General features: G+C 70.8%; 11 protein-coding genes. 4 read left to right on the top strand and 7 right to left on the bottom strand.

From position 1 onward, the window contains the following. The first annotated feature begins 451 nt into the window (after nt 1-451). The gene (locus RPQ07_RS22340) at nt 452-1,951 is read left to right on the top strand and encodes a peptide MFS transporter (protein ID WP_313945948.1); all 1,500 of its coding nucleotides are present in this window, start codon (nt 452-454) and stop codon (nt 1,949-1,951) included. A 69-nt stretch (nt 1,952-2,020) separates the two neighbouring features. Here RPQ07_RS22340 and RPQ07_RS22335 read toward each other — a convergent pair whose 3' ends face one another. The 6 genes from RPQ07_RS22335 to RPQ07_RS22310 form a co-directional block, all read right to left on the bottom strand. Then, nucleotides 2,021-3,391 carry a hypothetical protein gene (locus RPQ07_RS22335; RefSeq protein WP_313948983.1) on the bottom strand — a complete coding sequence of 457 codons (1,371 nt, stop codon included), beginning with the start codon at nt 3,389-3,391 and terminating at the stop codon, nt 2,021-2,023. Nucleotides 3,392-3,405: 14 nt separating this feature from the next. Continuing rightward, entirely contained in the window at nt 3,406-4,494 is a 1,089-nt protein-coding gene (locus RPQ07_RS22330; protein WP_313945947.1) for a hypothetical protein, read from the bottom strand. Beyond that, nucleotides 4,491-5,345, bottom strand: coding sequence for a hypothetical protein (locus RPQ07_RS22325; protein WP_313945946.1), 855 nt, complete (start codon nt 5,343-5,345; stop codon nt 4,491-4,493). Before RPQ07_RS22325 ends, RPQ07_RS22330 begins: the two co-directional genes overlap by 4 nt. Nucleotides 5,346-5,347: 2 nt before the next feature. Further along, nucleotides 5,348-6,049 (bottom strand): peptidase, encoded by a 702-nt coding sequence (locus tag RPQ07_RS22320; protein ID WP_313945945.1) that lies wholly within the window; start codon nt 6,047-6,049, stop codon nt 5,348-5,350. Between the two features lie 175 nt (nt 6,050-6,224). Next, entirely contained in the window at nt 6,225-6,716 is a 492-nt protein-coding gene (locus tag RPQ07_RS22315; protein ID WP_313945944.1) for an ATP-binding protein, read from the bottom strand. Between the two features lie 158 nt (nt 6,717-6,874). Continuing rightward, entirely contained in the window at nt 6,875-7,243 is a 369-nt protein-coding gene (locus RPQ07_RS22310) for an STAS domain-containing protein (protein ID WP_313945943.1), read from the bottom strand. Nucleotides 7,244-7,571: 328 nt separating this feature from the next. Here RPQ07_RS22310 and RPQ07_RS22305 point away from each other — a divergent pair, with 328 nt between their 5' ends. The 3 genes from RPQ07_RS22305 to RPQ07_RS22295 all read left to right on the top strand — a co-directional run bounded on the left by RPQ07_RS22305 (nt 7,572) and on the right by RPQ07_RS22295 (nt 12,009). Next, nucleotides 7,572-8,465 (top strand): RNA polymerase sigma factor SigF, encoded by an 894-nt coding sequence (locus RPQ07_RS22305; RefSeq protein WP_313948982.1) that lies wholly within the window; start codon nt 7,572-7,574, stop codon nt 8,463-8,465. A 171-nt stretch (nt 8,466-8,636) separates the two neighbouring features. Beyond that, nucleotides 8,637-9,818, top strand: a complete 1,182-nt coding sequence (locus tag RPQ07_RS22300) for a DegT/DnrJ/EryC1/StrS family aminotransferase (RefSeq protein WP_313948981.1) — start codon at nt 8,637-8,639, stop codon at nt 9,816-9,818. Next, nucleotides 9,811-12,009, top strand: coding sequence for a lipopolysaccharide biosynthesis protein (locus RPQ07_RS22295; RefSeq protein ID WP_313945942.1), 2,199 nt, complete (start codon nt 9,811-9,813; stop codon nt 12,007-12,009). Before RPQ07_RS22300 ends, RPQ07_RS22295 begins: the two co-directional genes overlap by 8 nt. Here the strand turns inward: RPQ07_RS22295 and RPQ07_RS22290 are convergent. Further along, nucleotides 11,984-13,069, bottom strand: a complete 1,086-nt coding sequence (locus tag RPQ07_RS22290) for a glycoside hydrolase family 26 protein (protein ID WP_413777845.1) — start codon at nt 13,067-13,069, stop codon at nt 11,984-11,986. The two genes, RPQ07_RS22295 and RPQ07_RS22290, sit on opposite strands and share 26 nt — an antisense overlap. Between the last annotated feature and the right edge of the window lie 14 nt (nt 13,070-13,083).

Raw genomic sequence — 13,083 nt, 5'->3', positions numbered from 1 at the left:
TAGTCCGCGTGACGTGCACATCGGTGCGTCTTCCAACCACCCTGCGGGACTGGGATGCAATCATGGTTGCGACCTTCGATTCAGGGTGGACGGTTCCAGTAAAACCTGTGATCCATCTCTCAAGTCCTTCCATATGCCACTGTGTCGTGTCGTATGGTGGCGAGACGCCTGTTGTACTGCACGGGGACCCTTTGGCCTGCCGGCCAAGGGTCTCTTTTCTGCGCTGAGCCCTTCGGCCCCGAGCGCAGTGAATGACCTGTGGGCCGGGCCCCGGACGCGACGTTGCGCCAGGGGCGTGGATCCCGGTGCGGACCGTCCCCGCCTCCGTCACGACACGGAGCGAACCCCTCGGGCGTGGGGGTGGAGCGGCTTGCTGCCGGTGCCGGCCGCCCCCCACCGGGCGCGTAACCGCTCACGAGGCAGTCGCGTCCCGAGCAAGCAAGGATCGACCATGGCGTCCAGCCTGACGAAGGACTCGGCCACTCCCGGCGAGAAGACCTTCCTCGGCCACCCCCGCGGTATGGCCACACTCTTCATGACGGAGATGTGGGAACGCTTTTCCTGGTACGGAATGCGCGGCATCCTCGTCCTCTACTTGGTCGCGGGTGTTCTCGACGGTCCGCTGGCCGGTCGCGAGGCGCTGGCCGCGTCCATCTACGGCGTCTACAACGCCGTCGTCTACATGGCCGCGATGCCGGGCGGCTGGGTCGCCGACCGTCTGTGGGGCGCGCGCAAGGCCGTCCTCGTCGGCGGCATCATCATCGCTCTCGGCCACTTCACCCTGGCCATCCCGTCGGACTCGGCGTTCTTCGCCGGCCTGGCGCTCATCGCCGCCGGTACGGGCCTGCTGAAGCCGAACATCTCCGCCATGGTCGGCGGGCTGTACGAGGGGCAGCCCAGCGCCCGTCGTGACGCGGGCTTCACGCTCTTCTACATGGCGATCAACATCGGCGGCATGGCCGCCCCACTGGTCGTCGGCTACCTCGGCGAGAACGTCAACTGGCACCTCGGCTTCGCCGTCGCCGGTATCGGCATGACGCTGGCCGTCGTGCAGTACATCCTCGGCAGCCGCCACCTCGGTGACGTCGGCAAGGAGCCGGCGACTCCGGCGACGCCGGAGGAGAAGCGGACCGTCCTGCGCAAGGTGCTGCTGTGGAGCGGCCTCGCGGTCGTCGCGCTGCTCGCCGACATCGTGCTCGGCACCTACGACATCGAGCACATCGTCAACGTCCTGGCGGTCCTCGGCATCGTCGTCCCGGTCGTGTACTTCGTCTCGATGTACCGCAACCCCGGACTGCAGACCGAGGACAAGCCGAAGATCAAGGCCTTCGCCTGGTTCTTCGCCACCGCCGTGCTCTTCTGGATGATCTACGACCAGTCCGGTTCGCTGCTGACGCTGTTCGCGGACAACAAGACCGACCGCATGATCGGCGGCTGGGAGTTCCCCGCCTCCTGGTACCAGTCGGTGAACCCGGCGTTCGTCATCATCCTCGCGCCGCTCTTCGCTGCCCTGTGGGTCAAACTCGCCAAGCGCAACCGCGAGCCCAGCACCCCGATGAAGTTCGCTCTGGCGATGCTGCTCATCGGCGGCTCGTTCGCGATCATGGGCCTGGCAGGTGCTGCGGCCGCCAACAGCGAGACCGGCAAGGTCACCGTGTTCTGGCTGCTGAGCGTCTACCTCGTCCAGACCATCGGCGAGATGTGCCTGTCCCCGGTCGGCCTGTCGCTGTCGACGAAGCTGGCGCCCAAGCAGTTCGTCGGCCAGATCATGGGTCTGTGGTTCCTGGCCACCGCGACGGGCAACGCCCTGAACGGCTGGACGACCAAGCTCAACGAGCCGCTGGGCGACGCGATGTACTACACGCTGTGGGCCGTCATCGCGGTCGTGACGGGTCTGGCCTTCATGACGGCCGGCAAGAAGATCCGCTCGCTCATGGGCGACGTCCGCTGACCCCTGCCCCTGGCCGAGAAGGGCCGCCGCACCGATCCGGTGCGGCGGCCCTTCTCGCGTAACAGCCCCTCAGCGGGAGAGACCCCGCAGCCTCCGCCACGGCGTGAACGTGAACACCGCGCCGCCCAGCAGGATCACCGTGCCCGCGACCAGGGCCAGGGCGCGCAGGGCGCCGTTGTCCTCGGCGCCCGTCTGGGCCAGGCCTCCGCTCGTGCCCGCGCCTCCCGCGCTGCCCGCTCCGCCGGATGCGGCACCGCCCGAGGACGTGCCGCCGGCCGCGCCGCCCGGCTGGGCCGCGGTGTCGAGTTCCAGGGAGAACGCGACATTGCCGGGCGGGGTGCAGGTCGTCGTCGTACCGAGCGCCTTCACCGTGAAGACACCGGGAGCGAGCGTCGCCTTGCCGGTGGCGCCCGGCTTGTACGTGCCCGTCATGTCGGGGATCGTCATGGGCTCCCCGGACTTGATGGGGTCCTTGTTCAACGGGCCCTCGACATGCACGGTGCCCTTGTCGGCGCCGCCGAGCTTGACCTCCATGGACGGCTTGACCGAGTTCGCCGGGATGTCGGCGGGGCTGTCCATGACGGACTTGGAGAACTTGACCGTCAGGTCGTAACTGCCGCCGTTCTTCTTGGCGTTGATCTGCACCGGGGAGACGGCGTTCTTGTCGCCGATGGGCGTCTTGCAGGCGTAGGCGACGCTGATCTCCTTGCCCTCGAAGTCGGTCTGGCCACCGCCGCCGCCCGTGGTCCCGCCGGAGGTCGTCCCACCGGACGTCGTCCCACCAGAGGTGGTGCCGCCGGACGTCGTACCGCCGCTCGTCGTCCCACCGGACGTCGTCGTCCCGCCGGTCGTGGTCGTCCCACCGTTCGTCGTGCCGCCCGAGGTGGTCGTCCCTCCGGTCGTCGAGCCGCCGCCCTCCGTCACCTTGATCGTGGCACCGGGCTGGACGGCCGCCTTCGGCGAGCACTTCGTGTCCGTCGACAGCGGCTTGGAGACGTTGATGTTGTACGCCCCCGGCGTCAGCGTGATGTCGCCCGCCTTCTCCAGCTTCAGCTTGGCCTTCATGTCCGGCAGCACCATCGGGCTGTTCTTGGGGATGGGCGGGTTCTGGCGCGGTCCCTCCATCTTCAGCTCGCCCGAGGCCGCGCCACCGATCGTGATCGTGCCGGTCGGCTTGACCGTGTCCTTCTCCAGGTCGAGGACGTCCGGGTTCTTGGACGCGGCCTCGACCGTCTTCCACACCACCTCGACCTCGTCCCCGACCTTGGCCTCGGCGGGCGCCGTGATCTGCACCTTCGTGGTGCCCTGAACCGGCGGCAGGCCGGAGATCGGCGGTGGTATGCACTCGGTCGCGTACGAGACCTCGGCTGCCTGAGCGGGGCTCGCGGCCAGCAGGATCCCCGCGCCGCCGAGCATCAGCGCGACTCCCGCCGCGCTCATCCTCCGTTGCGTGCTCACGAATGTCCCTTCGTCGTGGGTCGGTTCTCTGACGGTGCGGAGTCAGCTGTGAACCACGGCAGTGCCGTGGTGGTCGTGGTGCCGGCCGCCGTGGGGGCCGGGGGCGTCCCGCCGCGGGACCTGGTGCCGGGAAGCCGCAGGGCCGGCAGCCGGACGGTGAGGTCGGCGGTGCGGTGCCGGCCCCCGCCCCGCGGGCGGAGCCGGTCGACGACCGCCATGCCGATACGGAACACGGCGGCGGGGACGACGACGGCCAGCAGGACCCAGAAGAGCGTCACGCCCCAGGGACGGCCCACTCCCCACGGCTGCGCGACGATGACCTTCGTGCCGTACTTCACGGAGATCTCGTAGTCGCCGTGTGCTCCGGCAGCCAGTTGAACGGGCAGTTCGACCTGCACCTTCCGGCCGGGCTCGATGGTGCCGCGCCACTGCTGTTCCTCCCACTGCGGCGCGAACACACCGTGCGAGGTGCCGACCTGGAACACCGGGTCCTTCACCGGCGCCGAGCCGAGGTTGCCGACGGTGAACTCGAGCCGGCGGGAGGGCGGGGCACCGAAGAAGACGAGAACGCCGGAGTCGCCTTCGAGCCGGGTCGCGGCGAGCACGGCGAGCCTGCCACCGGTCGTCTCGCTGGGCAGGGGCGCGGTGGGGTGTCCGGCGACGGTGAACACGGCGTCCACAGCGGTCTGTTCACCGGTGACCGTGGCGACGTGCACCACGCACGGACAGGGCTTGGGCGGTTCGGCGACCGGCATCTTCTTGCTGAACACGCCCTTGGAGTCGGTGGTGACGGCGCGGCCGTCGGCATTGGCGCAGGCGTTGGTGCCGCCGATCACGCCTCTGGCGGGGGTGGCCTGTCCGCAGATCAGCAGCATGAGGAGGGCTCCGGGCCGCCAGCCCGTGCCGCTCACGGTGATGTCGCCGCCCTTGCCGGCCTGCTGCCGGGAGACCGCCACACCGGGGCCGGGCTCGGCGGCGGAGGCCGTGGGCGCCGGCAGGAGCAGGAGCAGAGGGACCAGGGCGAGCAGCAGCGCCAGGGCCCTGCTCGCTGTTCCGCGCGGGCGGCCGGCTACATCCATCATCATGCTCCTGACCTCGCCAACTGCCGCTCTGTGGTGGCCTGTTCGCACTCGGGGGCAGGGGGACGGCCGCGACGGCGGCGCAGCCAGAGCGCGGCCGCCGCAGCGCCGAGGGCGAGGGCGAGGGCGGACGCGCACCAGGCCCAGGGCACGAACCGCACCGACGTCGTCGCGTCCGCCGCGGGCGCACCCGCGGCCGTGGCCCGTACGCGGACGTCCACCGCGTCCAGCGCCGGGCGGTCCCGCCAGTTCTCGGTGAGCGTGATGCGCCGGGCGGGCAGGAGTTCGGCGGGCAGGCCCTCCGGTGTGCGGCGCAGCACCTCGCCGAAGAGGCCGTCCGCCGTGATCGTGACGCGCGGTGAGAGGACGGTGTTGCCCCGGTTCACCAGGGTGTAGCGGATGGTGCCGCCCGCGACCGAGACGTCCTCGACGGTGAGGGCCGCCAGTAGCGGCCCGCTGACGCGGAGATGGATCCGTACGCGCGACTCACGGCCGCCCGACGACGCCGTGACGGCGGCACGGTGGTCACCCGGCACGGCATCCGGCGGGACCGTGAGGGAGAGAGGGACCTCCGCGCGGGTGCGCGGCGGGACCGTCACGGAGGGTGCGGCGAGCACGATCCGGCCGCCCTGCCCGTCCGCCCGGAGCCGTACGGTGAGCGGTTTCGTGCCCGGGTTGGTCACGGCCAGCGTGTCCTCGAGCACGGCGCCGGGTGCGCCCTCGGCGTAGATGTACGGCCGGTCCCCGCCCGGCCCGGGCGTCGCCGTCCAGGCCGGGCCGTCCGCCGCCACCGCCGTGACGGGCGTCAACAGCCCGGCCAGCAGCGCGGCGAGAGCGGCGAGGAGCCGTGCCGTCACGGTCAGCCCGCGGTCCGCCGGCCACCGCGCCGGGTCAGCCACAGCACGCCGGCCGCCCCGGACAGCAGCACCGTCCCGCCGAGCGTGCCGAGCGCCGTCGCGGAGTCCAGCGGGCCGGTCCTGGGCAGTTCGTCGCCGCCGGACGGGGTGGCCTGCGAGTTCGACCCGGAGCCGCCCGTCGATCCCGAGCCGCCGCCGGCCGCCGTGACGTCCAGTTCGAGGGAGGGCCGCGGATTGTTCTTCGGCGTACAGGTCGTCGTCGTACCCAGCGCCTTGATCGTCAGCACCCCGGCGGTGAAGGTGACCTTCCCGCTCTTCTTTGGGGTGTACGTGCCCGACAAGTCACTGATCTTGATGGGGGTGTTGGCGGGGATGGCCGCCGCGTTGGACGCGCCGGACACCGGGACCGACCCCTCGCCCGCCCCGCCCACCTTGATGAGCGCGCTCGGGTTCATCGCGCCCTTGCCCAGTTCCACGGGGCTGGAGGAGACGCCCTTCTGGAAGGACATGGTCAGCCGGTAGCCGCCGCCGCTCTTCACCGCCTTGATGTCGATCGGCGAGACCGCGCCCTTGGGGCCGATCGGCGTCTGGCACTGGTAGTCGACGTCCACGACGGTGGCGTGTGCGGCGGGGGCGGCCATGAGCACCACCGGTCCCGCCACCGCAGCCGCCAGCGCGAGTGCCGTCCGTTTCTGGTACCTCACCTCAAGTCCCCTCGGCCGGAAGTCGCCACACGTTACTGACGACACATCAGATCGGGCGCTCAAGGTACGCCTGGGACCTTGGGGAGGGAAGACAAAGAGCACGCCGTATTGACGTGCTCCACAAGAGATTCAAAAACGTGCCGGTACACCCGGGCGAACCGGGAGGGCGCCGCCCCTAGGACGGCGCCGCGAGCTCCGCCCACACGGTCTTGCCGGCCGATTCCGGTGTCCGGACGACCCCCCAGTCCAGACAGAGCCGCTGGACGATGAACATGCCGTGGCCGCCGGGCCGTCCGGCGCGGTGAGGGGTACGGGGCGCGGGCTGGCCGCCCCCGCGGTCGGTGACTTCGAGGCGCAGTACCTTGCCGTCGCTGGCGACCCTCAGCTGCTCCGGGCCGTCGGCGTGCAGGCAGGCGTTGGTGACCAGTTCGGAGACGACGAGGAGGACGTCCTCGGCGGCGGCCCGCCGGTCGGCCGTGGCCGCGGGGAGCCAGCCCCAGTCGTACAGTGCCTGACGCGTGAAATCACGGGCGAGGGGAACGATCCCGCTGGCCGAGCCCAGGGCAAGAGTGCGCACCGGGGCGCCGGGAACCGCGGAGGCAGAGCCGGTGGCGCCTTCGGGCTCGGGGCCGAGGTCGCCCGGCGGCTGCTGCCGGGTGGTGCTCATCAGCGCTTCACCTCACCGATTCACCATTTCGCTAGTGCTTCCATACGCAGAGTGCCGAGTGGCCGACGGTCTGCGGGGTTCTCCTGCCCTGCCGACTCGTGACAACACGTACTACGCCGACAGCGGATTGTCCGACACGGACGACAGGGGTCTGCGTCTCAGTCGGCGAGAGCCGCGTCGAGCGACTCGTGGACGGTGAAGACCGCCTCGGCGCCGGTGATTTCCAGGACCCTCGCCACCACCGGCAGCAGGCCCGCCAAGTGGACGCCACCCCCGGCCGCGTCCGCCTGCAGCCTCGCGGCCAGCAGGACATTGAGGCCCGTGGAGTCGCAGAACTCCAGCTCCGAACAGTCGATGACCAGTCGTGAGCGTCCTCGGGCGAGCGCCTCCTCCAGGGGAGTGCGCAGCAAATCGGCGGTGTGGTGATCCAACTCACCCGCCGGTTTGACTACCTCACTTCGGCCCTCGGTCCGAACCTCGACCTGAAGCCGGCCCCGATTCGCGCTGCCGACCGTCCCGCGGTCCATGCCCGTCCCTCTTCGCCGTGTCGTTCACCGTGTCATCACTGGGCGCCCGCCGTGCACTGCCACTCCGCACGTCGTACTGCACCCAGCATCATCGCGCCGTCGGGCGACGGCGCGACCTCGGCGGAAGACTACGCCTTCCTTACGCCACGGAGCCACCGGAACTCCCTGGCAAATCCGACATACGGAATAATTGGTACTTGCAACTGCCCCTGGGGAGCGGGTAGGCCTAGTACAGACACAACGACCCACGACCGGCTTTGGAGGCGCCGCACACCGCAGCGCATGTATGGGCTTCGGCGGCCATACGCCGAGAACGATGGAGGAGACCATGTCACCCCGGCTCGACGCTTCGCGTACCCCCACCGCGCCGTCGACACTTCCCGAAACGACCGGCGACTCGTCCCGGCCCCTCGAAGGCCTGGAGGATCTCCCCGAGATCCCGCCCTTCGACCAAGTGGGCCCGCTGGACGCACGAGCGCTGTCCAAGACGCTCTTCGGGCGCCTCGAAGGCCTCGAAGAAGGCACCCACGAGCACGCGTACGTACGCAACACGCTCGTCGAACTGAACCTGGCGCTCGTCAAGTTCGCCGCCTCCCGGTTCCGCTCCCGCAGCGAGCCGATGGAGGACATCATCCAGGTCGGCACCATCGGCCTGATCAAGGCGATCGACCGCTTCGAGCTCAGCAGAGGCGTGGAGTTCCCCACCTTCGCCATGCCGACCATCGTCGGCGAGATCAAGCGCTTCTTCCGTGACACCAGCTGGTCGGTGCGGGTACCGCGCCGGCTCCAGGAGTTGCGTCTCGACCTCGCCAAGGCGGGCGACGAACTCTCCCAGCGCCTGGACCGCGCGCCGACGATCGACGAACTCGCCACCGCGCTCGGCATCGGGCGGGACGAGGTCGTCGAGGGCATGGCCGCGAGCAACGCGTACACCGCGAGCTCGCTGGACGCCCAGCCCGAGGAGGACGACTCCGAGGGGGCGCTCGCGGACCGCATCGGCTATGAGGACCACGGACTCGAAGGCATCGAGTACGTCGAGTCGCTGAAGCCGATGATCGCAAGCCTTCCCCCACGGGACCGTAAAATCCTCTCCCTCCGTTTCGTCGCCAACATGACGCAGTCGGAGATCGGCGAGGAGCTCGGAATCTCGCAGATGCATGTGTCCCGGCTGCTCTCCCGCACCCTGGTCAAGCTCCGGAAGGGCCTGACTCTCGAGGAGTGAGGGCGCACCCGCCGAAACGACCTGTGAAGGGCCCATTCCTCAAGGAATGGGCCCTTCCCCGTTATTGACGGGGCCATCCTGATTGGTCCACATTGAGCGCGGGGTAAATGGGGGGACAACATGGCTCTTGGGGAGGGCTGTCCTGCGGCGTACGCACCACTGGAAGAACTGATGCGCCGGCGTCTGGGCAGGGAATGTCTGTATGTACCGTCATGCCGTCTCGGGCTCTATCTGGCGCTGCGCCACTGGTGCCGGCCCGGCGGCCGGGTGCTGATGTCACCCGTCAACGACGACGTGATCTTCTTCGTGGTGCTCGCGGCCGGTCTGCGGCCGGTGCAGGCACCCCTGCGCGCCGAGGACGGCTCGATCGACGTCGCGGCCGTGCCCGATGCCGTGTGGCAGGGGCTGTCCGCGGTGCTCACCACCAATCTGTACGGCAATCCCGACGAGGCTCCCGGACTGCGTGAGCACTGCGACCGGCTGGGCATCCCCCTGGTGGAGGACGCGGCGCACGCCATCGGCAGCGTGGTCGGCGGGCAGCCGGTCGGGACCTTCGGCGAGGCCTCCGTCTTCAGCCTCTCCAAGCACACCGGCGCCAGGACCGGCGGATTCCTCGCGATCGCCGATCCGTCCCGGCGGTCCGCACTGGAGCGGGCCCGCGACGAGCTGATGGAACCGGCGGGATCGGTGGCGGAGCTGGCCTACGGGCTGAGACCCTACGCCGAGGCCGCCGTGCGGGGGCTCCGGCTCGTCGGGGCGGCCCGCGCCACCCTGCGGCTGACCGGGCGGGAGGAGCGTGAGGGCATACGGATGGCACTGCGGCCCGGCGAACTGGAGCAGGCGCTGACCGCCGCACCCGCGCTCGCGGACTTCACCTCCTGGATACGCGTGGACATGCACGACTACCGGCTCGCCCCCGGCCCGCTGCGGCTGCGCCGCACCCGGCGGCTGCTGAGCCGCCTCGACGGGCTGCTCGACGCGTACCGGGCCGGCGTCCGCACCCTGTCCGCCTCCCGCTGGGCGCTGCCGCGCCCCGGGCCCGTCCAGCCGCTGTTCCGGGTGCCGCTGCTCGTCGAGGACCGTGATGCCGCCGTCGCCGCGCTGGCCCGGCGCCGGATCACCGTCGGCTACCTCTACGACCCGCCGCTCGACACCTACGCGGGGCCGCACTTCACCGACCCGTCGCCCATGCCGCAGGGCGCTGCCTGGTTCGCGCGCCACGCGCTGCCCGTCGATCCCCTGCGGGCCGACGCGGTGCTGGAGGTCCTCAACAAACGGGGCAGCCGTCCCGTTGCGCCGCCGGCCCGCATCGTGGCGGCACAGCCCGCCATGCAGGGCGGGACCGGTGTCTGACACCACCCGACTGCGGAAGCCGCAGCTCCAGGGGTCCGCCGTTCCCGAAGCCCCGGAGACGGACCGGACGGACGCCGCGCCGGCGGACGCCGCCAGCGGCGACTCGATGTTCCGCAACGCCTACGCGCTGATGCTCTCCACCGGTGTCTCCGCGGCCCTCGGCCTCGGTTTCTGGCTGGTCTCGGCGCGCTACTACACCGAGGAGGCCGTCGGCCAGGGCTCCGCGGCCATCGCCGCGATGCGCCTGCTGGCGTCCATCACGGCGACCACGATGATCGGCGCGGTGGTGCGCTACGTCCCCCGGGCCGGGCGCGCCACCGGACCGCTGGTGTGGCGGGCCTATGCGCTCAGCTCGCTCGTGGTGTGCGTGGCCTCGGTCGTCTTCCTGCTCACCCTCGACCTGTGGGGGCCGTCGTACGCGCCGCTCGGCGGCCTCGGACCCGGGATCTTCTTCGTGGCCGCGTGTGTCGGCTGGGCGCTGCTGACGCTTCAGGACGGGGTGCTCACCGGGCTGCGCAGGGCCTTCTGGGTACCCGTGGGCAACGCCGTGTTCTCCATCGGCAAGCTGCTGCTGCTCGCCGTGTTCGCGACGACACTGCCCGTGCTGGGCATCTTCGTCTCCTGGGGCGCGGCCATCGCCCTGTCGGTCCTGCCGCTGGCCTGGCTGATCTTCCGCCGGCTCATCCCCCGGCAGGCCGCGGCCGACCGTGACCGCGAGCCGCCGAAGGCGAGGGAGATCGGTCGGTTCCTGGCCGGTGACTCGGTGGGGTCGCTGTTCTCGCTGGCGATGATCAACCTGCTGCCGGTGATGGTCGCCGTCCGCTTCGACGCCACGCACAACGGCTTCTTCTACATTGCGTACACCGTCGGCGGCACGATGGAGTTCATGGCCATCAACATGGCCTCCTCGCTGACGGCGCACGCCTCGCACAGCCCCGAGACCCTCGCGGCGGGCGTCCGCGGCGCGCTGCGGCGGATGACCGTGCTGCTCGTGCCGGTCGTGATCTTCCTGGTGGTCTTCGCCCCGCAGATCCTCGCCCCCTTCGGTGAGGAGTACGCAAGCCACGGCACGACGGTCCTGCGCCTCCTCGCTGCCGCCGCGCTCCCGCGCGTGGCGGTCGAGCTCTACATCGGCGTGCTGCGCGTCCAGGGACGCACGGGCGTGCTCGCGGTCCTCCAGGGCATGATGTGCGCCCTCGTACTGGGCAGCGCGGCCGTGCTGCTGACGCCCGTCGGCATCGCCGGCGCCGGCTGGGCGATGCTGCTGTCGATGACGCTGATGGCCGTGGTGTCGGCTCCGGGGCTGCGTGCCGCGCTGACGGGCAGCGACCCGAAGCCCTCCCGGTTCGCCCGGCTGCTGCGCACCCGGCGCGGCACGGAGCAGCAGGAGTACGGGACCGAGTGGGCCCGCAGGGCCGCCGAGCGCCGTGAGCGCGCCGCCCTGGAGGAGCGGGAGTACGGCGCCCGCCCGACCTATGTGTCGAGCGGACACGACACGGCGACGCCCGCGTTCGGCTTCCCCGTGTACGTTCCCGAGCCCGCGGACGAACGGCCGCCCGCCGCCGACGGGGCTGAGGACCGGCTCACCCAGTGGCTGTGGCTGTGGCTCGGGATGGCCGCCGGTCTCTTCTGGGTGCCGCTGGCCCGCGCCGAGGACCTGGGCCGGCGCCATCTGCATGACGGCGAACTGCTCGAAGCGCTGCCCCCGGTCACCCTCACCGCGGGCATTCTGCTGGTCGTGGTGTACGTCGCCGCCGTCGCTCTCCAGCGGCCACGCCCGGTACTGACGGGCACGGTCCTCGTGGTGACGGTCGCCGCGCTGCACACCGCGCCCCTGCTGCTGGGCATCCGGCCGGAGCCGGCGGCAGGCTCGTGGTTCGGGGCGTACGCGGACTTCCTCGCGGAGGCGGCCGGACTGGGCAGTGCTGCCGGTGTGCTGACCACGCTGCCCGTCGTCGTCCAGCTGCTCTGCCTCGGGCTCGCCGCGGCGGCGCTGCGCACGGCGGGCGCGGACGGACGGGTCATCGCGGCCGTGGTGTGGCTGCTGGCCGTCGCCGGGTGGGCGGCACAGGACGCCGTGGCCGGGGCGGCGCAGCCTGTGTTCGCGGCTTTCGCGGGGCTCTACGCGGCCACGGCCCTGTGGGCGGCCCTGCGGCGACGGGCGGTCAGCGGGTCGGGACCGGCTGTCTGAACCAGCTGTCGAGGCCGGCCTCGCGGTAACCAGCGAGCGCCGGCCCCTCGTTGACCGTGAGGTCGCACTTGCGCTCCTCGGACGTCGGCCGGTTCCAGTGGACCATCGCCTTGACCCGCGGCATCGTCCGGATGACCTCGGGGATCTCGGTGTACCAGCCGCGCTGCCGGTCGGCGTCGGCCAGGTCGGGCGCGGTGGCGAACTCCGCCATCATCAGGGGCTTCTTCGCGGAGATGTTCTCCAGCAGCCAGTCGTAGGTGGGCCGTTGGCTGTCCTCGAAGGTCTTCCAGTCGGTGGTGTCGTGGCAGCCGAAGTAGTTGTACTGGTCCATGCCGATCCAGTCGACGTAGGCGTCGCCCGGATAGAGCTGCTTCATCACGTCGGCGCTGCCCAGATACCCGGAGACCGTCCACACCCAGACGACGTTGTCCGCGCCCAGCTCCTGGAAGCGCTGGTAGAGGTGCCGGTAGGCGGCGACGTACTCGGCGGGCGTGCCCGCGCCCTCCTTGATGCGCGCGTCGACCTCCTGGTCGAAGGAGAACAGCACCTTCTTCCCGTACGCCTTGAGACGGCGGATCTGCGGGTCGATGATCTCCTTGTCGTGCTTGCCGGAGGCGATGTTCTTCCAGCCGAGCTGGGTCTCCGTGTAGTCCTCGTGATGGCGCTCGGTCCACACCGTGGACTCCCAGGCCAGCATGAGCATGCGCTCCTTGCCGAGCCGCTGCTCGTCCTCGGTGAGCAGTTCGCCGTCGACCTTGTTCCCGGACATGTCGTGGTACGTGTAGACGAGGTCCAGCTTGCGGCCGATCTTCTTCTCGAACGCGAGGACCGGTTCGGCGAGAGAGCCGTCCTCGTCGTACGGAATGTAGGCGCCCCACCAGGCACCGCACCCCGGGACCAGCCGCTCGTCCGGTGCGCAGCTCCCCGTCGGGGACGGGCCGGACGCCGCATCGGCGGGCAGATCCCCGCCCTTCCCGGACGTCGTGCCGGCGCCCCCGCCCCAGACGGCGATCCCGGCGACGAGCAGCGCCACGACCATCAGGGCGGCGGCGGTGTACATCTGCCCGCGGGGCA

This window comes from Streptomyces sp. AM8-1-1 (assembly GCF_032229325.1).
Classification (GTDB): Bacteria; Actinomycetota; Actinomycetes; order Streptomycetales; family Streptomycetaceae; genus Streptomyces; species Streptomyces achmelvichensis.
Note: the sequence above shows the minus strand (reverse complement) of the source record. Positions and strands in the feature narration are given on the sequence as shown.

What these genes read in the sequence shown, in the direction of transcription:
- RPQ07_RS22340 (WP_313945948.1), top strand. Translation starts at nt 452, where the DNA reads ATGGCGTCCAGCCTGACGAAGGACTCGGCCACTCCCGGCGAGAAGACC.
- RPQ07_RS22335 (WP_313948983.1), bottom strand. Translation starts at nt 3,391, where the DNA reads ATGAGCGCGGCGGGAGTCGCGCTGATGCTCGGCGGCGCGGGGATCCTG.
- RPQ07_RS22330 (WP_313945947.1), bottom strand. Translation starts at nt 4,494, where the DNA reads ATGATGATGGATGTAGCCGGCCGCCCGCGCGGAACAGCGAGCAGGGCC.
- RPQ07_RS22315 (WP_313945944.1), bottom strand. Translation starts at nt 6,716, where the DNA reads ATGAGCACCACCCGGCAGCAGCCGCCGGGCGACCTCGGCCCCGAGCCC.
- RPQ07_RS22310 (WP_313945943.1), bottom strand. Translation starts at nt 7,243, where the DNA reads ATGGACCGCGGGACGGTCGGCAGCGCGAATCGGGGCCGGCTTCAGGTC.
- RPQ07_RS22305 (WP_313948982.1), top strand. Translation starts at nt 7,572, where the DNA reads ATGTCACCCCGGCTCGACGCTTCGCGTACCCCCACCGCGCCGTCGACA.
- RPQ07_RS22300 (WP_313948981.1), top strand. Translation starts at nt 8,637, where the DNA reads ATGCGCCGGCGTCTGGGCAGGGAATGTCTGTATGTACCGTCATGCCGT.
- RPQ07_RS22290 (WP_413777845.1), bottom strand. Translation starts at nt 13,069, where the DNA reads ATGTACACCGCCGCCGCCCTGATGGTCGTGGCGCTGCTCGTCGCCGGG.